At 35.3% G+C, this 20229-nt stretch carries 17 protein-coding genes; 4 read left to right on the top strand and 13 right to left on the bottom strand.

Annotated elements, in window-relative coordinates; genetic code table 11:
- Positions 1-102 precede the first annotated feature (102 nt).
- Together LNP04_RS18685 and LNP04_RS18680 are read left to right on the top strand one after the other, a co-directional pair.
- Entirely contained in the window at positions 103-1431 is a 1329-nt protein-coding gene (locus LNP04_RS18685; RefSeq protein ID WP_229984392.1) for an OmpA family protein, read from the top strand.
- Positions 1432-1544: 113 nt separating this feature from the next.
- On the top strand, positions 1545-2879 hold the full coding sequence (locus tag LNP04_RS18680; RefSeq protein ID WP_229984391.1) for an Nramp family divalent metal transporter: 1335 nt from the start codon (positions 1545-1547) through the stop codon (positions 2877-2879).
- A 6-nt stretch (positions 2880-2885) separates the two neighbouring features.
- On the opposite strand, the gene LNP04_RS18675 is transcribed toward LNP04_RS18680, so the two are convergent.
- The 8 genes from LNP04_RS18675 to LNP04_RS18640 all read right to left on the bottom strand — a co-directional run bounded on the left by LNP04_RS18675 (position 2886) and on the right by LNP04_RS18640 (position 15212).
- Entirely contained in the window at positions 2886-3272 is a 387-nt protein-coding gene (locus LNP04_RS18675) for a hypothetical protein (protein ID WP_229984390.1), read from the bottom strand.
- Between the two features lie 70 nt (positions 3273-3342).
- The gene (gene bglX / locus LNP04_RS18670) at positions 3343-5670 is read right to left on the bottom strand and encodes a beta-glucosidase BglX (RefSeq protein ID WP_229984389.1); all 2328 of its coding nucleotides are present in this window, start codon (positions 5668-5670) and stop codon (positions 3343-3345) included.
- Between the two features lie 217 nt (positions 5671-5887).
- A complete protein-coding gene (locus tag LNP04_RS18665) occupies positions 5888-6595 on the bottom strand; it encodes a prolyl oligopeptidase family serine peptidase (protein WP_229984388.1) in 708 nt (235 codons plus the stop codon).
- Between the two features lie 396 nt (positions 6596-6991).
- Positions 6992-8377, bottom strand: a complete 1386-nt coding sequence (locus LNP04_RS18660; RefSeq protein WP_229984387.1) for a glucoamylase family protein — start codon at positions 8375-8377, stop codon at positions 6992-6994.
- 204 nt (positions 8378-8581) lie between these two features.
- Entirely contained in the window at positions 8582-9976 is a 1395-nt protein-coding gene (locus LNP04_RS18655) for a glucoamylase family protein (protein WP_229984386.1), read from the bottom strand.
- A 2-nt stretch (positions 9977-9978) separates the two neighbouring features.
- On the bottom strand, positions 9979-10821 hold the full coding sequence (locus LNP04_RS18650) for a LamG domain-containing protein (RefSeq protein ID WP_229984385.1): 843 nt from the start codon (positions 10819-10821) through the stop codon (positions 9979-9981).
- A gap of 10 nt (positions 10822-10831) precedes the next feature.
- Entirely contained in the window at positions 10832-12307 is a 1476-nt protein-coding gene (locus LNP04_RS18645; RefSeq protein WP_229984384.1) for a RagB/SusD family nutrient uptake outer membrane protein, read from the bottom strand.
- 10 nt (positions 12308-12317) lie between these two features.
- Positions 12318-15212: a SusC/RagA family TonB-linked outer membrane protein gene (locus tag LNP04_RS18640; RefSeq protein WP_229984383.1), complete on the bottom strand. Its 2895-nt coding sequence runs from the start codon at positions 15210-15212 to the stop codon at positions 12318-12320.
- A gap of 369 nt (positions 15213-15581) precedes the next feature.
- On the opposite strand from LNP04_RS18640, the gene LNP04_RS18635 reads away from it, so the two are divergent.
- Together LNP04_RS18635 and LNP04_RS18630 are read left to right on the top strand one after the other, a co-directional pair.
- The gene (locus tag LNP04_RS18635; protein ID WP_229984382.1) at positions 15582-16265 is read left to right on the top strand and encodes a DUF4197 family protein; all 684 of its coding nucleotides are present in this window, start codon (positions 15582-15584) and stop codon (positions 16263-16265) included.
- Positions 16266-16303: 38 nt separating this feature from the next.
- Positions 16304-16609, top strand: coding sequence for a DUF493 family protein (locus tag LNP04_RS18630; protein WP_129534254.1), 306 nt, complete (start codon positions 16304-16306; stop codon positions 16607-16609).
- 50 nt (positions 16610-16659) lie between these two features.
- Here the strand turns inward: LNP04_RS18630 and LNP04_RS18625 are convergent, their stop codons facing one another.
- From LNP04_RS18625 to LNP04_RS18605, 5 genes are all read right to left on the bottom strand, one after another.
- Positions 16660-17010 (bottom strand): ArsC/Spx/MgsR family protein, encoded by a 351-nt coding sequence (locus LNP04_RS18625; RefSeq protein WP_229984381.1) that lies wholly within the window; start codon positions 17008-17010, stop codon positions 16660-16662.
- Positions 17011-17096: 86 nt separating this feature from the next.
- Positions 17097-17711: a deoxynucleoside kinase gene (locus tag LNP04_RS18620; protein WP_229984379.1), complete on the bottom strand. Its 615-nt coding sequence runs from the start codon at positions 17709-17711 to the stop codon at positions 17097-17099.
- A 36-nt stretch (positions 17712-17747) separates the two neighbouring features.
- Positions 17748-18653, bottom strand: a complete 906-nt coding sequence (locus tag LNP04_RS18615) for a hypothetical protein (RefSeq protein WP_229984378.1) — start codon at positions 18651-18653, stop codon at positions 17748-17750.
- A gap of 91 nt (positions 18654-18744) precedes the next feature.
- Entirely contained in the window at positions 18745-19770 is a 1026-nt protein-coding gene (locus LNP04_RS18610) for a glutaminyl-peptide cyclotransferase (protein WP_229984376.1), read from the bottom strand.
- Positions 19771-19808: 38 nt separating this feature from the next.
- A complete protein-coding gene (locus LNP04_RS18605) occupies positions 19809-20189 on the bottom strand; it encodes a VOC family protein (RefSeq protein ID WP_229984375.1) in 381 nt (126 codons plus the stop codon).
- Between the last annotated feature and the right edge of the window lie 40 nt (positions 20190-20229).

Genomic DNA, 20229 nt, shown 5'->3' with positions numbered 1-20229 from the left:
TCTTCAAAAATTCTAGTGATTTTTAAAGATTTTTTTTTTGAAATCAACATTTGGATAGATTTTTGTTTAAATTTATAACACATTAATCTCAAATAATATATTATGTCATTAAACATCATCGATTTAATTAAAGGACAGCTTGGTTCTGCATTGGTAACGCAAGCTGCTTCGCAATTGGGCGAAAGTGAATCTGGTATTTCAAAAGCCATCGGAGGTTTGTTACCCGCAGTTGTGGGAGGTTTGGCAAACAATTCAGACAATCCTGCAGTATTAGATGCAATTACCGGTGCTCCTTCTCAGGGAGTTTTAGGAAATCTTTTAGGATTGGCTTCAGAAAATACATGGGTACAAAGTTTATTAGCATCAATTTTTGGTGATAAACTGAGCGGTTTGGTTAATTCTATTGCAACTTATGCAGGAATCAGTAATAATTCATCTGCTTCTTTACTAAATTTAGTAACCGGAGCCACTGTAGGTTCTGTAGGAAAGTATGCAGCTGATAATAACCTTGACCGATCGGGGATTTCAAGTTTATTGAATGATCAGAAAGGTATTGTTTCATCATTATTGCCAGCAGGTCTATCTTTGGCATCATTAAATGTTGGAGATTGGGCAAAAGGCTACAAGTTTGATAATGATAACGACACCATCAAAACTACACCGACTACACCTCTTCCAAATCCTGCTCAGCATGAAGAGAAAAAAGTCGAAGTAACGAGAAGCGTTGCTGATGGTGGAACTTTCCCAGACAGACCTACAACGACTTCTGACGGAGGGTCAATATGGAAATGGCTTTTACCCTTACTGTTATTAATTGCTGCATCATACTTTTTGTGGAAGCAATGCGATAAAAAAGAAACTACTACCACAACAACCGTTGCAGGTGATACTTTAAATACTACGACAGATAGTTCTGCAATGCAAAATGACACTGCAACTACAATGACAACCAATAAAGTTGACGAAAACATTGATCTGAACGGTACTGCATTAAAAGGTTACAAAGGAGGAATGGAAGATAATATGATTAACTTCCTAAAAAGTGGATCTTATACAAGTGCAGCTGACGACGCAGCTTTAAAAGATAACTGGTATAATTTTGACCATGTTAATTTTAAAATGGGAAGCTCAACTGAATTGGAAGCAGGCTCTCAAGGTCAGCTGGAAAATTTAGTTGCTATTTTGAAAGCCTATCCAGATGCCAAAGTTAAAATCGGTGGATATACTGACAAAGTGGGTAATGAAGCTGCAAACGTAAAACTTTCAGGAGAAAGAGCGACTTACATCAAAGATTGGTTGGCTAAACAAGGCGTTGGTGCACAAGTTACAGGAGCGGACGGTTACGGAAGTAAATTCGCTACTGTTGACGCAAGTGCTTCTGATGCAGAAAGAGCTGCTGACCGAAAAATGGCTGTAAGATTTACAAAATAATCTTATTTTAAATATTAAATTGAATCCCGAAAGAATATTTTTCGGGATTTTTTATGTGAACTCGGCTTCTATTTCAATTATTTAATTAAATTTGTTAGTCATTTCTAACAATAATGAACTTCGATATGAAAAACGCTTGGCGAAAAGATAAAACATCACACTCATTACCAGAGGTATTTTCCTCAATTTCTATCCCTAAAGGTTCTGGTTTTTGGCGGAAATATTTGGCATTTGCCGGTCCAGGACTAATGGTGGCAGTAGGTTACATGGATCCCGGAAACTGGGCAACAGATATTGCGGGAGGTTCACAATTCGGATACACTTTACTTTCTGTGGTTTTAATTTCGAATATTTTTGCGATGGTTTTGCAACATTTATCTGTAAAGCTGGGTGTGGTTGCAGAAAGAGATTTGGCTCAGGCTTGTAGAGATCACTTTAAACCGACTACTAATTTTATTCTTTGGGTATTTTGTGAAATTGCGATTGCCGCCTGCGATTTGGCAGAAGTCATCGGTTCTGCAATTGCTTTAAATTTACTTTTTGGAATCCCATTGACGTGGGGAATTGTGATTACCACAATTGATGTTTTGATTATTTTAATGCTTCAGGCAAAAGGTTTCCGATGGATAGAAAGTATTGTCGCAGGATTAATGTTTATTATTTTGGTCTGTTTTGGATATGAAATTATTATTTCTAAGCCAGAAATCAATGCTATTTTAGGTGGATTAATTCCTCAAAAAGAAATCATTACCAATCCCGCAATGCTATACATTGGTATTGGAATTTTAGGAGCAACCGTGATGCCGCACAATTTATATCTCCACAGCAGCATCGTTCAAACCAGAGATTATACCCGTGACAAAGAAGGAAAAAAAGAAGCGATAAAATTCGCAACCTTAGACAGTACAGTCTCCTTGTTATTAGCGTTTTTCATTAATGCCGCCATATTAATTTTAGCCGCAGCAACATTTCACACGACAGGAAACGAACATATTGCTGATATTCATGATGCGTACAAGATGCTGACCCCGATTTTGGGAGCATCAATGGCAAGTATTGCTTTTGCGATTGCACTTTTAGCTTCAGGACAAAACTCTACATTAACAGGAACACTTGCCGGACAAATTGTAATGGAAGGTTTCTTAAATATCAGATTAAAACCTTGGCTTAGAAGACTTATTACCCGATTAATCGCCGTGATTCCGGCATTGATTGTAACCATTATTTATGGTGAAAAAGGAACAACAGACCTGCTGGTTTTGAGCCAAGTGATTTTATCAATGCAGCTGAGTTTTGCCGTAGTTCCGCTTGTTATGTTTACCAGTGACAAAGGAAAAATGGGTGATTTCGTCAACAAACCATTTCTAAAAATCTGTGTCTGGATTATTACTGCTGTTATTATTATTTTGAATTTATATCTTTTGTACCAAACGTTTTTCGGGGAATAATTTAACTTATTGGTAAATTACCACATTATCTTTTTTCAATTGATAACCCGTCTTTTTATACGGAGCCAAAATATATTTACCATTCTTCCAGACTTTCCCTTTTCCAAGTCTCGTTAAGATTAAACTTCCTGTATTTTCTTCCGGAAGGAATACTTCTGCCTTCTTCATGTCTCTGCTGAAAATTATAGCAGTCATAGAAGTTGAGCTTCCTTTTGGCTTTACTTCGGTGAGTTTAATTTTCTGTTCAAAAACTCTTACACAATCTTTTTTCACTTGTGAATATGTGTAACCGGCAGAGCCTTTACAACCATGAACATCTTTATCACCTCCAACTTTTTGGGCAAATGCTAAAGAGCTCAATAACATTGCATTGAATAAAATTGATTTTTTCATAATTAATTTAAAGTTTTTAAGTTTATCTAAGATAAAAAAAGCCACTCTTTCGAATGGCTTTGTGTGAAATTTATTTCGTCCAATTGATTTTTGAATGTTTTACATCTTCAGAATTGGTTCCGATCATGATATCAAATTCTCCGGCTTCCCAATCATATTTTAAATCTCCGTTGTAGAATTTAAGATTTTCCGGAGTGATGTCAAAGGTTACTTTTTTAGATTCTCCTTTTTTCAGCATCACTTTTTGGAAACCTTTCAACTCTTTTACGGGTCTTGTGATGGTTCCTACCAAGTCTCTGATGTATAACTGAACCACTTCTGCTCCATCATAATTTCCGGAATTGGTTACTGTAACCGAAGCCTGAACCGTTTGATTTCCTTTTGGATTAGCATTAGAAACCGTCACATCAGAATAGTTGAATTTTGTATAACTCAAACCGTATCCAAACGGATATAACGGCGTATTACACTCATCCATATAATTAGAACGGAATCTCTGATACTCACATTTATCAACTAGTTTCTGATCTAGCGGGCGGCCTGTATTTTTAGCATTATAATAAATAGGAACTTGTCCAAGACTTCTCGGGAATGTCATTGGTAGCTTTCCTGAAGGATTTACTTTTCCAAACAAAACATCTGCGATAGCATTTCCTGCTTCTGAACCCGCAAACCATGTATTCAAAATAGCATCAGGAGCGTCTTTTACATTGGTTAATGCCAAAGGACGACCTGTGAAAAGCACTACTGCGATTGGCTTGCCTGTTTTTTTCAATTCATTTAACAAATCTACCTGAGACTGAGGAATTGTAATTTCAGTTCTTGAAGAAGATTCTCCGCTCATTTCCGCAGATTCTCCAATGGCTAAAACAATTACATCAGCTTTACTTGCAACTTCAACAGCTTCTTTCAATAAAGCTTCCTTTGAACGGTTGTCTCTGTCGGTTTTTTTACCGTGAGCAGCATAAATATCTTCTAATTTAGCATCATAATCAATGTTCGCTCCTTTTGCAGAAAGGAATTTTACGTCTTTCCCATAATTAGCCTGAAGACCCTGCATCAGATTAATTGCATTAGCATGTTTTGAAGCAACGCTCCAGGTTCCGGGCATATTCATAGAATTGTTCACCAACGGGCCGATAACTGCAACTGTTCCTGATTTTTTCAGAGGTAAAACCTGGTTTTCGTTTTTCATTAAAACCATCGACTGAGCAGCTGCACTTCTTGCAATATTACGGTTTTCCATGTTGTAAACCTCTTTTGCAGCTAATTTAACATCTCCGTGTTTGTAGGGGTTATCGAATAATCCTAAATCATATTTCGCTTCAAGAATTCTTTTTGCTGCTAAATCAATTTCAGCCTGTGTTACTTTTCCTTCAGATAAAGATTTTTTTAATGTGGTTAAAAAACCTTCACCAACCATATCCATATCAACTCCTGCTTTCAAGGCCAAAGCCGAAACCTGCTGAAGATCTCCCATTCCGTGATCCACCATTTCGTTGATTCCGGTGTAATCTGTAACCACAAAACCTTTGAATTTCCATTGATCTCTTAAAACCTCTGTTTGAAGCCATCTGTTTCCAGTTGCCGGAACTCCATCAACCTCATTAAAAGAAGCCATTACAGAAGCTACACCCGCATCTACTGCTGCTTTATAAGGTGGGAAATATTCGTTAAACATTCTTACGTGGCTCATGTCAACAGTATTGTAATCTCTACCGGCTTCACCAGCTCCGTACAATGCAAAATGTTTTACACACGCTAAAATATTGGTTCCGTTTGCCAAATCCTTTCCTTGGTAACCATACACCATATTTTTTGCGACTTCACTTCCTAAATACGGATCTTCACCAGAACCTTCAGAAACCCTTCCCCATCTTGGTTCGCGTGAAATGTCTACCATCGGAGAGAACGTCCAGTTGATCCCGTCTGCTGCAGCTTCTCTTGCGGCCACTCTTGCAGATTGCTGAACTAAGTTCATATCCCAAGAAGCGGCTAATCCTAATGGAATCGGGAACGTTGTTTCATATCCATGAATAACATCCATCCCGAAAATCAAAGGAATCTTCAAACGGCTGTTTTCTACCGCAACTTTCTGAACAGCTTTAATTTTTTCAGCACCTTTTATATTGAAAAGTCCACCGACTAGTCCTTGCTCTACTTTTTTTCCAATGTCTGAACTTTTTGCCAGACCTGTAGTAAAATCTCCTGAACTTGGTAAATTCAGCTGTCCGATTTTTTCTTCTAAAGTCATTTTAGCCAAAAGCGCATCAACAAAAGCTTTTTTCTTTGCCTGATACTGCGCCGTCTGATAAGTCTGAACGGGCTTCGTGACTATTTCCTGTGCCGAAAACATCGGCGCAAGTGCCAAAGTGGCGATTACAATTAACTTTCTCATATATCTATCTTCTTAAATTATATTTTTCTTTTTGTTTTAATTTAGCTGATTATTCTTTTTAAATCTGAAATATCTTTAACGCAAAGTTCGCAAAGATTTTCTTTAACTACTAACTGCTTTTAAGGTTCGCAAAGGCGTTCTACTTAACAAAGACCACAAAGGTCTATAATAAAAAAATTAGAAAAGAATTTTGCTTAAATGATTGAATTAAAATCAATTACTTCTCTTTTCTTTTACTCAGCATCCATTCGTACAAAGCTGGATTTGAATAGGTAGAATCCCAGGAATTATGGTTGTCATTTGGGAAAATCGTTAATTCTGCTGATGGATTGATGGGATGAAGTTTTTGATAAAAATTAAAGGCATTTTCAGGTAAAACGACATCATCCATTCCGCCGTGAAAGATCTTCATGTTGAGATTTTTGTACTGATGAATGTTGGCGTACATCACTCGATCAGTCGGTGCACAAACTGAAACAACTGCCGCAAACATTTCGGGATGCTCCATTGCTAATTTTAACGTTCCCCAACCACCCATTGAGAGTCCGGTAAGGTAAATTCTGGAGTCGTCTATTTTGTATTTTGCCTGAATTTCTTTGATTAAGTGATATACCGTCACTGTGTCCCACCAAGTATCTGCCGGACATTGCGGTGCTAAAATTGCAACCGGCTCTTTGATTAAATTTTTATAGGTAAAAGGACTGTGCGCTTTTACTTTTTCCAAATCATTTCCACGTTCACCTGAACCATGCAGAAAAACAACTAAAGGAACTTTTTCTTTTGTGTTTTGAGGATAATAGAGAATGTAGGATATTTTTTCTGTTCGTTTTACGTCTTTGTTAAAAGCCGTCTTGACTTCCTGAGCGTGTAAGCTCAAAGAAAATGGAAGAAGCAAAAGTGGTAAATATTTTAATTTAAAATTCATATTTCTTTAAGTTTTGACTAAAGCCGTTTGATTTCTTTCACCGACATTTATTTAAATTGAACCCTTTCAGGGTTCTGAATTTACTTTTTCTCTTTTCCGTCGGTTTCACCGACGGCTATATAAGTTAAACCCTTCGGGGTTTATATTTAAAGACCGTAACAAAATTGATTTTTTTTTGCTTTGTCAATGTTTTAAATATTACAGGCTGCCAGCTATACTTTTGGCGGTCATTTATCACTAGCCCCGATAGGAGCGGCATCCTTTTTTGTTGCAGACGCAGCGAAGCGGAGACTGCAATAAAAAAGATACAGCGGATAGCGGGATTAAGCTCCTAAAAGGCAATTGGCTCATAGCTGTTGGCTTCTTGCTTTTTGCTGACTGGAAACAACTAAAATTTTATTTTATGTTATATTTTTCTGATTTAAAGTTTAATTTCTTTAATCCCTGCTTGATTTCCGGGGCATTCATGAATAATTTCCATAAAAATCCGGTGCGGTAATTCTCAATCATTGGTGCAATGGTTCCCTGGTCGATAGCCAAATATCGTGGTGTCGTCCAATTGTCATAATGAATCGAAGTTGCATCGTAAGGACCTGCAGAACCTATGAATTCCGGTTTTTGTGTATAAATAAATTTCAGAAAATTCATTGATTCTTTTGGTGTGTACGGAAAACTGCTCAAAGCAGCGGTTGGCGTAATTACCCCATGATCATTTTGTGGAAAATGTGCATTGTAGCCTACTCCACCATCTTTATTTCGTGAATAACTTGCTGTCAATCCCCAATAGTTCTCACCATAGCCTTTCCAGTTTTTTGGGTTTTCTACACAATATTTGTAATCAATAAGTACCTGATTTTTATTTAGGTCGAAGTAATTCTTGATTAATTTATCTGATAAATTCGTAGGATCTAAACCAATATAGGAATAATGCGCCCAAAATAAAGGACCACCATATTCTTCGGCACCGTTGTGCTTGACATACATCGGAAGTCCGTACTTTTCTTTATCTGAAAGGTAAGTTCCGTTTCTCGTCCAGCCTTTGTAGTAGGTTTCTGCATCTATGGAATACGTGGGAGACGAAGCTGCCAGAATGTAGGTAATCAAACATTCATTGTAACCTTGAAGCGGAAAATTCATTTCCCATTGGTAGTTGGGTGACCAATGCCAATATAGAACTTTTTCGCCGCCTTTGGTGTACCAGTTCCATTGAATTCCTTTCCAAAGTTCGTCACATTTTTTTGCCAATGCTTTTTCTTCGGCATTTCCGTTTTTGAAATATTCACGAACCTGAATTATTCCTGTCGTCAAAAAAGCGGTTTCTACTAAATCTCCGCCGTTATCTTTCTTTCCGAAAGGAACTGTTGTTCCTGTTTCTCCATTGATCCAATGCGACCAGGCTCCTTTGTGACGGTCTGCTTTTGCAAGGAAATCCATCATGGTATTTAGCCTTTTTACAGCATCTTTCCGTGAAATGAAGCCTCTTTCTACACCCACTAAAATAGTTGCAAGACCGAATCCTGAACCACCCGTTGTGATGACGTGTTTATCGTTATCAGGATAAATATTGTCTTCGTGGTAACGCTCTCTTCCCAACATAGAATTGGGCTCTGCATAATCCCAGAAGTATTTTAAAGCATCTTTTTGAACTTTATCCATCAACTGCTCATCTGAAATATTGCTGGCAACATTTTTGTTTTGAGAATTGTTCTGAGTGGTTGATAAAGTTGTTGTGCAGGAAATAACTGCTAAGGCAGCAATTCCTGTAAGTGCTAATTTTTTCATTATTAAATTTTATTTTTGAAAACTTTGTCAAAGATTTTAAACTCTGACAAAGCTGAAATTTAATTCTTGATTTATTTTCTATTCTACATTTTTGAACACAAAGCGCGCAAAGTTTTATTTGAAAAAGACCGGTTCAAGTTTCAAAAAGCCGCTCAAGCTCATAAAAGTAAATATTTTAATTTAGAATTACAAATATTGTCAATGCTAAAATCCGTGTTGTGTGGAATGAAATCCTAATTTTATTAAGCCTTGTTTCACATCTGGAGCGTTCATAAAAAGATTCCACAAAAATTGGTTCTTATGATTCTCAATCATCGGCGAAATTGTTCCTTGATCGATTGCTAAATATCTTGGCGTCACCCAATTGTAATGTATTGAATAGGCATCATAAGGTCCGGCAACACCAATGTATTTGCTGTAATTTTCATTATAAAGAAATCTCAACATATTCATACTTTCTGTCGGTGTATAGGGCATGCTTGAAAGTGCTGCTGTCGGTGTAATGATCCCTCTATCATCAGCATTATTAGGTTGGTGAGCGTAATAATCGTCACTTCCGTTGTTTGGATTTCTGGAATAACTTGCCGTAAGCCCCCAACTTTTAGAATTATATCCCTGCCATCCTTTCGGATTCGTTACTGAATACTGATACATAATTTTTGCGTGATTGGTGGTCGCATTTCCATAATTTACATAATCATCAGTAAGACCTCTTGGATCTAGTCCTAAGAAAGAATAGTGTGACCAAAACATTGGCCCAACGCTTCCTCCCGCACCATTATGAGCAACAACAAGAGGATTTCCATAAAGACTTCCTGATGATGCAATGTTTCCGTTGCGTGCCCAGCCTTGTGTATAAACCGGTTTATTTATCGTAAAAGTAGGTGACGCCGCCGCCATTACATAAGTAATTAAAGTTTCATCAAAACCACGAAGTTCATGATTGATTTCGAAGTTATAATTAGGTGACCAATGCCAGTGTAAAACATTTTCGCCATTGGTATACCAGTTCCATTCTATTCCTTTGAAAAGCATATCTGCTTTTTGTGACAGCGCAAGTTCTGCAGAATCGGTTGAGCTTTTGAAGTATTCTCTAACACAAATTAAGCCTTGTGCAAGAAATGCTGTTTCTACTAAATCTCCGCCATCATCCTTTTGACTGAAAGGAATTACTTGTCCGTTATTTCCGTTCATCCAGTGTGGCCATGCTCCGTGAAATCTGTTGGCATTTTGCAGAAAGTTGAGTGATGTCGTTAATCTTGAAACTGCTTCGGCTTTCGTAACATAACCATTTTTAACACCAACCAGAATTGTCATTAATCCAAAACCAGATCCTCCCGCCGAAACGACGTTAGCATCTTGTCCCGGATTATCGGTGTGGTATCTTTCTCTGGCAAGTTTTGAATTGCTTTCGGCATAATCCCAAAAATATTTTAGAGCATCTTTCTGCACCATTTCGAGGAGTTGGGTATCGGTGTAGTTGTTGACTGGTGTAGTTGGAGTTTCGACAATTGGGGGCTGCTCTTGGACACTTTCAGAAGAACAACTGCCACATAAAAATATGGCAGTTGTAATTGTTAATATTGATTTTAAATTCAAAATTATTTTTTATTTGTAAAAAGATCATTCACTTGAGCAGATGTCAAGGCAGCTGTGTACATTCTAAATTGATCTATTCCACCCGTCCAAGAATTTTTCAACCAATCATCTGCTCCTGCAGTAATTTGTGCTGCAGTAAATTCTTGTGGTCCCGCTCCGATTTTTAATCCTGTAATTTTTGAAGGTTCTAAACTTACATTTCCATGACCTGTCCATTCTGGAACAAAATTGTGAGCAACACCGTCTTTATACAATGTCATTTTAGAAGTTGTAGCATCATAAGAAAAAACTAAATGATGCCAATTACCATCGTAAAACCCAGTGACTGCGTTAGCACCAACCCACTCAAACCATTTTTCTCCTGCAGAATCTTTAACAAAAAACTTAACAACTGGACTTGCAGAACTACCTTCTGTCAACAAAAACATGGATCCTGCAGACCAATGATAATCTGCCGGAGATGGTAAACTGAAAATATGATCTGTTGCTAAGTTTCCTTTTTTTGCCCATACCGATATGCTAAAGCTTTTAGCATTTTGAGCAAAATCATTTCCACTTGAATATTTAACATATTTATATTTAGCTCCTTGTAAAGCTTTACCTTTTATTCCATCAATTGAAGATAAAGGATTATCAGAAGGAAATTTTGCACGTATGCTATCAACAGCATTCATCAATGGATTATTTGTAGTACCATCAAATGCTGCATAAAATTTTAATGTTCCACCTGGAGCATTAGCATCTTTAGGAAAATCATCACCTAGCTCTGGTCTCTCTAAATCTTGACAAGAAAACATTAACATTCCTATCGAGAATACACCTAAGATTTTAATTATATTTTTCATTTCAGTTAAATTAATAATTTGGGTTTTGAACTAAAATTCCCTGAGCTTTATCAATTGCCTGCTGAGGAATAGGAAAATGTTTGTTTTTATCTGCATAACCTTGTGTTGCTAAAACGGTTATAGCATCGCCCCATCTTACTAAGTCATAAAACCTTTCAAATTCCATTGCAAACTCAATTCTTCTTTCATGTTTGATTGCGGTTCTTAAAGTACCTTGGTTAGATGCTGAGGTTGCTCCAAGATTTGCTCTTCCTCTAATCATATTAATATATGTTACAGCCTTTCCTGTTTGACCAAGTTCATTCGCTGCTTCAGCAGCAATCAAAATCACATCAGAATAACGTAAAATCTTGATATCTTCCCAATGATTTTTGTTTTGGGCATATTGAATTCTTTCGGCTGGTAAAGTATATGCTTTACCATTCCAATACTGTTGAGCGATTGTAGGAACAGACGGCAATGTAAGTCCTGGCGAATTATAAATATCAGGTCCACCAGAAACTAAAATAGTAGTATTTTTTCTAATGTCACCAGCTTCATAAGCAGCAACTAATCCTGTTGAAGGAACATTGAATCCCCAACCTAAATCCCAAGTTCCACTTCCTCTAACACCTTGAGATTCATAAAAATTATTGGTGTATTTTGTTGGAAAATCATAAGCTTTTTGAATTTCAAAAATAGATTCTTTAGAATTATTACCAGCCTTTGTAAATTCTGCGTCATAAGAGTTATTTAACATATAAGCTCCTGAATTTATAACCAACTCAGAATATTCTAATGCCTTTGACCAATTACCTTGGTATAAATAAATTTTAGCTAGTAAAGTGTTTGCCATACCTTTGGTAACTCTACCTAGATAAGCACTAGTCCATTGCACTGGTAATGATGCTTCAGCTTCTGTAAGATCTTTGATGATTTGAGCGTCAACTTGGGCAATCGTACTTTTAGGTGCTATTTCATCTTGAGGGATGTCAATTGTTTTTAGATTAATTGGAATCTCACCAAAGTCTCTTCTAAGCTCAAAGTAACAAAAAGCTCTTATTGCTTTTGCCTCAGCAATATTTGTAAGAGTACCTGCAGAAGTATCACCAGAAGCAATAGCAGTATTTATTAATTCGTTACAATCAAAAATTATCTTATAGTGTCCATTCCAATCACTTAAAATATTTCCATTTGTAGCAACATATCCAAAGTTATTAAAAACATTTCCATCTGTTGCTCCATCAGTAACTGTACTCCCTTTTTCATTGTCATCTGCTCTTATACAGTGCGTCCAAACATAAGAAAAATCACTTACGCCACCTTCAGTTCTTAAACTAGCATACAAACCAAAAGCAAGAGATTCAAAACCACCAATTGGGACTTCTTCACCAACTGGCCTTCCTAAAGGTCTTTCATCTAACCATTCATCGCCACAGCTATTAAACGATAGCGCAGCTGCAGAAAGAAAACCTGCTAATAATATTTTTTTATAATTTAATTTCATTTTTTTAATTTTAAAAATTCGCATTAATACCAAAACTAACTATTCGCGGATTTGGATAACCACTCGTATTAACACCAAATTGCGTTGCACTACCTCCAAACTCAGGTGTAAAACCATTTACATTATCCCAAGTTTTAAGATTCTGTACGTTAAAGTATACTTTTAAGCCTTGTAGTTTATAACGAGAAACTAATTCTTTATCAAAATTATAACCTATTTGAACATTTCTGATTCTAAAAAAACTTCCATCCTCAATCATGTAGGTAGAGTTCTCTCTGTTGTAAGCAGATCCGGAATAACTTCTAGGTTCCCAATTTGATGTACCTGCACCAGTCCATCTATCTAATCTCTCTTCTCTGTAATTAAATGGCGCAAATGAATTACCATTGCCCCAATCTCTGAAAACTTCATTTCCATATACACCATAAAAATCAGCATTTAGAAAAAATCCTTTATAATCAGCACCTAAACTAAATCCATATGTAAAATCTGGTGTAGGATCACCAATCATGGTACGATCATCTGGAGTTATTTTTCCATCACCATTCACATCTTGATATTTAAAGTCACCTGGTGCAACATCCCCTATCGTTGATGCAGGAGAGCCTAAGATATCAGCATATGATTGATACAAACCATCTACAACATAACCATAAAAAGCTCCAACTGGTAATCCTGCTTTATAGATTGCTGGTCCATAAAAAGCTTGATATCCGTCTTCAAATGTGTTAAGCACTTTTGTTTCTGTAGTGGCTAAATTTCCATTTATATAGTAGCTGAAATTTTCTCCTAGATTGTCTTTCCATCCTGCTGTAAATTCAAATCCTTTAGCTTCTATTGATCCAGAATTCATGAAGAAGTTTGGATTTCCCGGTACATAATTAAGTAAATTGTCCGTTCTTTTATTATAATAAGCAGCTTCTAATGATAATTTTTTGTTAAGAAACATTGATTCAAATCCAAATTCATAAGATTTTAAATGTTCCCATGTTAAATCCGTTGCCTCCTCATATTGTTTAACAAATGCTGGATAAAGATTGCCATTAAATACTCCAGTACCTCCTTCTACATATACAGGATAACCAAAATAACTATATGGTGTAAACTGGTTTCCTAAATCTCCGTATGATCCTTTTATTTTCAAATAATCAACCACACCATTATCTTTCATAAAATTCTCTCTGGTAACCTCCCAAGCAGCACCTACAGACCAAAACCAATCAAATCTATTTCCTGGAGCTAACATTGATGAACCATCATTACGTAAAGAAGCATTTAACATATATTTGTTGTTATAACTGTATAGCATACGACCAAAATAAGATACTTGTCTTTGGCTGTATTGGCTTGTATTGACCTCTTTCGTTATTGGATCTACGTAATCAGAATTTAAATACCAAAATCTAGAATTATTCGGCATTTGACCTAAAGGGTTCGACAAACTACTTTTAGCATTGCCCGACATACTAGAATATTCACGATTGATTGTTTCAAATCCAGCCATCAAAGTTAGGTCATGATCTCCAAATCTATTTTTATAAGTCAACAATTGGTTTTGTTGGAATGAAATATCACGATTTTCAAATTGGTTAACTGTTGACAGAAGTCTTCCAGAATACGGAGAAACTGTGTTAGATTCTGGTATATAAATATTAAATACAGGTTCATATCCTCTACCCGTTCCGTTTCTGTAAGTCAAAAAGTAATTTGATCTAAATGTAAAGTGTTTAGCGAAATCAAATTCAAAATAAGCATTTGGGTTAAATTGAAAATCTTTATTTAATTGTGTATATCTGTGTCCCTCGACTAAAGCTAAAGGATTACCAATTTGTGCAGCACCAATTTGTTGTGGTAATGAATTATACAATCCGTAAAATTCACCCGAAATTAAATTAGTAGGTGACACTACAGGTGTTGCATTTAAAGAAGAACCAAAACTTCTAAGTTGTGGTAATTTACCATACGACCCCGTAAAACCAAATCCAGCACGCAGACCATTTGTTATCTTCAGATCATCATTGAATTTCATGGTTAACCTCTCGTAATTTTCATATTTTATTGATCCTTCTTCTTGTTGGTAACCAAAAGAAAAACTCACTCTATTTTTGTCACTTCCGTTTGAGATTGTCACATTGTGCTGTTGGATAATTCCTCCTTTCTGACGGATTACATCTACCCAGTTTGTGTCAGCATTGAAAATATTAAACTGGTTGTATGGAGCTAAACCTTGATTTGCTAAATCCTCATTATAAAGAGTTTTAAAACCTGCTGCATTAGTAACATTTGGTCTGTTATCTAATGATTTAATACCTATTGATGATGTTAGATTTACTGAAGTTCTACCTGTTTTCCCCCTCTTGGTGGTTACAATAATAGCACCATTTGCACCTCTACTACCAAAGATTGCCAGTGAAGATGGATCTTTTAAAATTTCCATAGATTCAATGTCAGCTGGATTTAAAAAATCTATGTTATTAGCAAATACACCATCAACGATATAAACTGGATTTACACCGTTAATTGTTACTGTACCTCTAATTCTAACATCTGCTTGTGAACCAGGTTGTCCTGAATTAACAACTGAAAGACCCGCAACTTTACCTTGCAACGAGTTCAATGGATTTGATGCGGGCTTGTCCGCAACTTCACCTCCTTCAACTCTTGATATAGATCCTGTAAGATCTCTTTTCTTCGCAGTTCCATATCCAATCATAACAACCTCCTCGATTTTTTGCTCTTTCGGAAGAGTGTCTTGAGGAGTAACCTGTCCGTTGACGTTCATACCGAAGTAGAGAACAGCAATCAGACAAGAGTACTTTAAATTAGTTTGTTTCATATAGTTTAATTTTATCTTGTATAAATCAAATGTGTAAAATCGCCTTTTGGTATTATCTTCATTTTGCATAAGATGATTTTTTCAAAAATATAAAAAATATCAAATGATGTTAAATTTAGTTAAAAAATTTATTAATTGATGCTTAAATTATGAAATATGTTAAAATAAATTAAATTTTAATATATTTTATAAAATTATATTTTAATATAAGTGAATATTTCACATTGAAGCAAAGTGATTTTTACTGCAAAAAATAACCAAAAAACGCTTTTAATGTCTCATTTTAATGCAATCTTAAATTTTTGAATTAAAAAATTATCATTTATGTAATATTCATTGTATTTGAAAACTTCGATTAAAATGTGGTAAATTTTTGTTAAACACACAATTGTCTTTACCTTTGGTGCAGTATTTGACAAGGTTAAAAAAAAATTGAAAATGAAAAAATATATTATAGCCATTGCATTGATTTTAGGAACAGGTGTAGTGATCAATACAAGTTTACAGTCTTGCTCTACATTGGCAACTTCAGATTTAGGGTTAGCAGTGATTAAAAGAGTTTTATTAGGCGGCATTAATAAAGGAATGAATATCTATGGCAACAAAGAAGCATTTCTTCAAAATAATCTGGTTGATAAAGCATTGCCAAAGCAACTCCGTGATATTAATACTACTTTAGAAAAAATCGCTCCGGCATTGGTTGCCAAAGAGAGAGAATATATTGCTGATGCGGCAGTTTACACTGTGAATATCTCAAGACCTATTCTTGAAAATGCCGTGAACAGCTTAAATGCTCAGGATGTGACAAGAATTATCCAGGGTGAGAAAGGAACAGCTACTTTAATTTTAAAGGAAAAAACTTCTCAACAGCTCGTTGCGGCAATCGCTCCAAAAGTTGAGCAGGAACTGAATAAATACGGGATTGTAAAAACCATCAATACTGCGTTATCGGGAAGCAATCTTTTAGGAAGTCTGTTGGGCGGCGGAAATAATAACAATAACGTCAATGCGGGCGGATTGAGCATGTTGGCTTCTGAGCAGATTGTGAACGGATTATTCAACATCATTGAAGATCACGAGAAGCAAAATTCTGCTTCGCTTTTAGGACCTCTTGGAAAATAAGTAAATTTTCGCTATATTTATATAAATAAGTAGAAATAATGGACATATTACAAGGAAATCAGCACGCAAATCCTGAAGAATTTTACATATCATTAAAGGAAAAACTAGAAGGTCACCACGATTTTCCTGAAGATTATCTCTTTAAATTTATTATTCCGACTGATGATGCAAAGCTTACAGAAATATATAAGGTTTTTGACGGGATCAAATTTACTTTGGGTAACCGAGAAAGCAAAAATGGTAAGTACACAGCCTGCAATATCAACGCATTTGTTTTGGATGCAGATCAGGTGGTGAGAATTTATAAAGAAGTCGCCAGAATAGAAGGTGTTATCTTATTATAAAACAAGAAAGTCAGCAATCGCTGACTTTTTTATGATAATTGTTAATAGATTTACTGCTCAATAAAAAATTTCACATTCTCCACAGGTCTTCCAAGCATAGCTATAGAACCTTTAATAAGAATCGGTCTTTGTATTAGAGATGGATTTTCTGACAAAATCTGCAGCCATTCATCTTCTGTAAAATCTTTTCCGGCGTATTTTTCTAAATACAATTTTTCTTCTTTTCTGATGATGTGAGAAACATTTTCATTCAGTTTTTTTAAAACCGTTTTCAGTTCCAGAACACTCAGAGGATCTTCTATAATGTTGATGATTTCAAACGGAACTCCGTTTTCGTCCAAATACTCGAGTACGGCATTTGATTTTGAGCAATTTCCGTTATGAAGAACTTTTACCAACATTTTTTTATTTAATTTAAATCTTTCAGGTGTAAAACAAATTTAGAACCAAAAAAGACAAGTAATTGTTATTTAATATGAATTTAAGGTTAAAACAAACCATTCAATTCTGTTTCTATTTTTTCTAAAATCAATCCGAAATCTTCAGGCTTTTCTACGAAATCAAGATCATCAACTTCTATAATGAGTAGTTTCCCTTCAGTATAGTTCGTAATCCATTTTTCATATTTCTGATTTAGTTTAGAAAGATATTCGATGCTGATTGAAGCTTCATATTCTCTTCCTCGCTTGTAAATTTTCTTTACTAAGTTGGGGACATCAGATTTCAGATAAATCAACAAATCCGGAGCTGAAACAAAGGTTTTCATCAAATCAAAAAGAGATGAATAGTTTTTATAATCTCTGTCTGACAAAAGCTTCATGTCATTCAAATTTTCCGCAAAAATATGGGCATCTTCGTAAATCGTACGATCCTGAATGATGTTTTTTCCGCTGTCTCTGATTTCTTTTACCTGACGGAATCTGCTTCCCAAAAAATAAACCTGAAGTGCAAAACTCCACTTGCTCATATCTGCGTAAAAATCTTCCAGATAAGGATTGTGATCTACATCCTCAAACTGCGCGTCCCAGCCATAATGCTTTGCCAACATCGTCGTCAGCGTGGTCTTTCCTGCTCCAATATTTCCTGTAACTGCAATGTGCATATTCCTTCTTCTATTTATTTTTAAACTTTATCTTCTTTAAAAACCCAATTCCTGAATTTCTTCTAAAAGTTTGATCATATCTGGTTGTTCAGACTGCTCTTTCATCAATTCATCCACTGTTTTCTCCGTATCGTTTTTCGGAGTTTCAGGAACTGTTTGTTTTTTAGAATCCTTTTGGTTTTCCAGGTTGTAAAGATAAAGTTTGTTACCTTTGATTTCAAAATAAGCGAGCGAATTTTTTTCCACAATTTGTACATCGGGATCTTCAAATATTTTGACTATTTCTTTTTCCGGAATATATTTAAAAACAGAATTTTGAGCCACAATTAAAACAAACTCATTTTCTCTCCTCAATCTTTTGCCATTTTCAACAGGAGCTTCATAAAGTTTTTCAAATTTTAAATTATAAATTCTGAATTGATTTTTTGTTAAAATATAGACCTTGTTTTCGTACACCAAAAGATCAATGAGATCATCAAAACTTGCATCAAAAGGATATGAATTGATGGTTGTGTCATTTCGGAAATTATATTGTAAAAGCCTTTTTGTGCTTTCATCCAAAAGCCAGATTTGCTGCAGATCTTCTGCGTAAGCATGTTTGATAAAGGTAAATTTCTGTTTGAAATCTATTTTTTGAATTTCATTTAAATTCTGATCCACAAATTTCATTTCCTGAGCATTTTCAGAAAAAAGGGCAATACTTAAAGGATTTTGTACACCCTGAACCCGGAACGGAACCGTGAACATCATTTTTCCGAGCTGCTTCCCTACCGAATCGTATTTTGTAAAACTAAAATCTTTGTTTTTGTAGAGATAAATATTTCCATAATCATCAGCAAATAAATCTCGTACTTCTTTGATTCTGAGTGTATCAAAAGGAAGAACTCTCTGTGCAGAAAATGTACAGAAAACGAAGATGAATAAGGCTGTGAATATTTTCAAAAAAACTTTTTTACCAACGATAGCGCTCCAAAGGAACGCTACCAATTTACATACTTTATTTTATTTAAAAGAAATTGAGAATAATTTAAAATTATTTAATCGCAACTTCATAAATTTTTGACCATTTTTTGCCCGTAACTACCATATTATCACCTTTGAAAGCGATTCCGTTTAATACATTTTCGCTGTCTGCTTCAGTGAATGGTTCTGCCAATTTAGTGAAATCAAACTTACCTACAACTTCGCCGTTAGCAGGATTGATTTTTAAAATAATAGGCTTATGCCAAACGTTGGCATAGATAAATCCTTTGTAAAACTCCAATTCGTTTAATTGGTCGTAAACTGAGCTGTTTCCGGCTACCGAAATGTATCTCACAATCTTTGAAGGGTCACTAGGATTCAGGAAATATAGATTTTTTGTACCGTCTGAAGCAATCAGATTTTTACCGTCATACGTTAATCCCCAACCTTCTACCATCATGTCCGGATAAGGAAATTCTGAAAGCAATTTTAATGTACTTTTATCATAAGATAATCCTTTTTTGTTTTTCCACGTCAGTTGATAGATTTTATCTCCTGCGATGGTACTTCCCTCAGAGAAAATATCTTCTGCCTGCTTGGTTTCTTTGATAGGAAGTGTATCGCCAATTTTATAAGTGATTAATCTTGATGAGCCATACTGCCCTTCACTTTCGTAAATCGTCGTTCCGTCAATTTGGAAACCCTGTACAAAATTTGCCGGATTGTGCGGATATTCTGCAACAACTTCATAGTTTAAACTCTGCTCAGGACTTTTGCTGTACACATTGATTGTAGCATCTTGGTATAAAGTTTCACCACCTTTTGTTTTGATATTAAAAGTAACCGCGTTGTCTCCGAGGGTAAAATATTTAGAATCTACCATTAGGTTTGAAGTTTCTTTGTCTCCAAAACTAATACTGATGGCTTCTGCGTTATCTAAAACTTCTTTTGGAAGATCAAGTTTATCACCAAAATGATACCCTTTTGCCTCCATCGAGTTATTATAATCTACTAATGAATTAAGTATTTTTTCGTCATTTTTACAAGATACAAACAGTAAAAGAGCTGCGAAACCTGTAATTATTTTATTTTTCATTCTAATTTCTAAAAATATTTCTCCAAAAATAGCAAAATTTATTCCTCTTTACTAATTTCGTCGACAGCTTGCCCAAATTGTAATATATATCCGTTGTTGTCAAAGATTGCAAACTCACGCATTCCCCAATCAAAAGTCTCTATTTTATAGCAAATTTTTGTGATGGTATTCAAATCTTTCCAAAGTTCATCTACATCATCAATATTAAAATAAAAAGAACCCGAAAAGCATATATTATTGGCAGTTCCATGCTCATTAGGCAAAGTGAGCATAATCTGCACCTTGTTTTTCATCAAAAAAGCCCAATGCGCTTCGATGTTGGCATCAACGAGCGAAAAACCTAAAATATGAGTGTAAAATCCGATAGATTCCTCCAAATTTTTGGTCCAGATAATGGGCATCAGAGAATGAAATTTCATATTTAAATCATTATATTTTTTTAAAGCAATGTTATCGCCT

The organism is Chryseobacterium sp. C-71, assembly GCF_020911865.1.
Lineage (GTDB): Bacteria > Bacteroidota > Bacteroidia > Flavobacteriales > Weeksellaceae > Chryseobacterium.
Note: the sequence above shows the minus strand (reverse complement) of the source record. Positions and strands in the feature narration are given on the sequence as shown.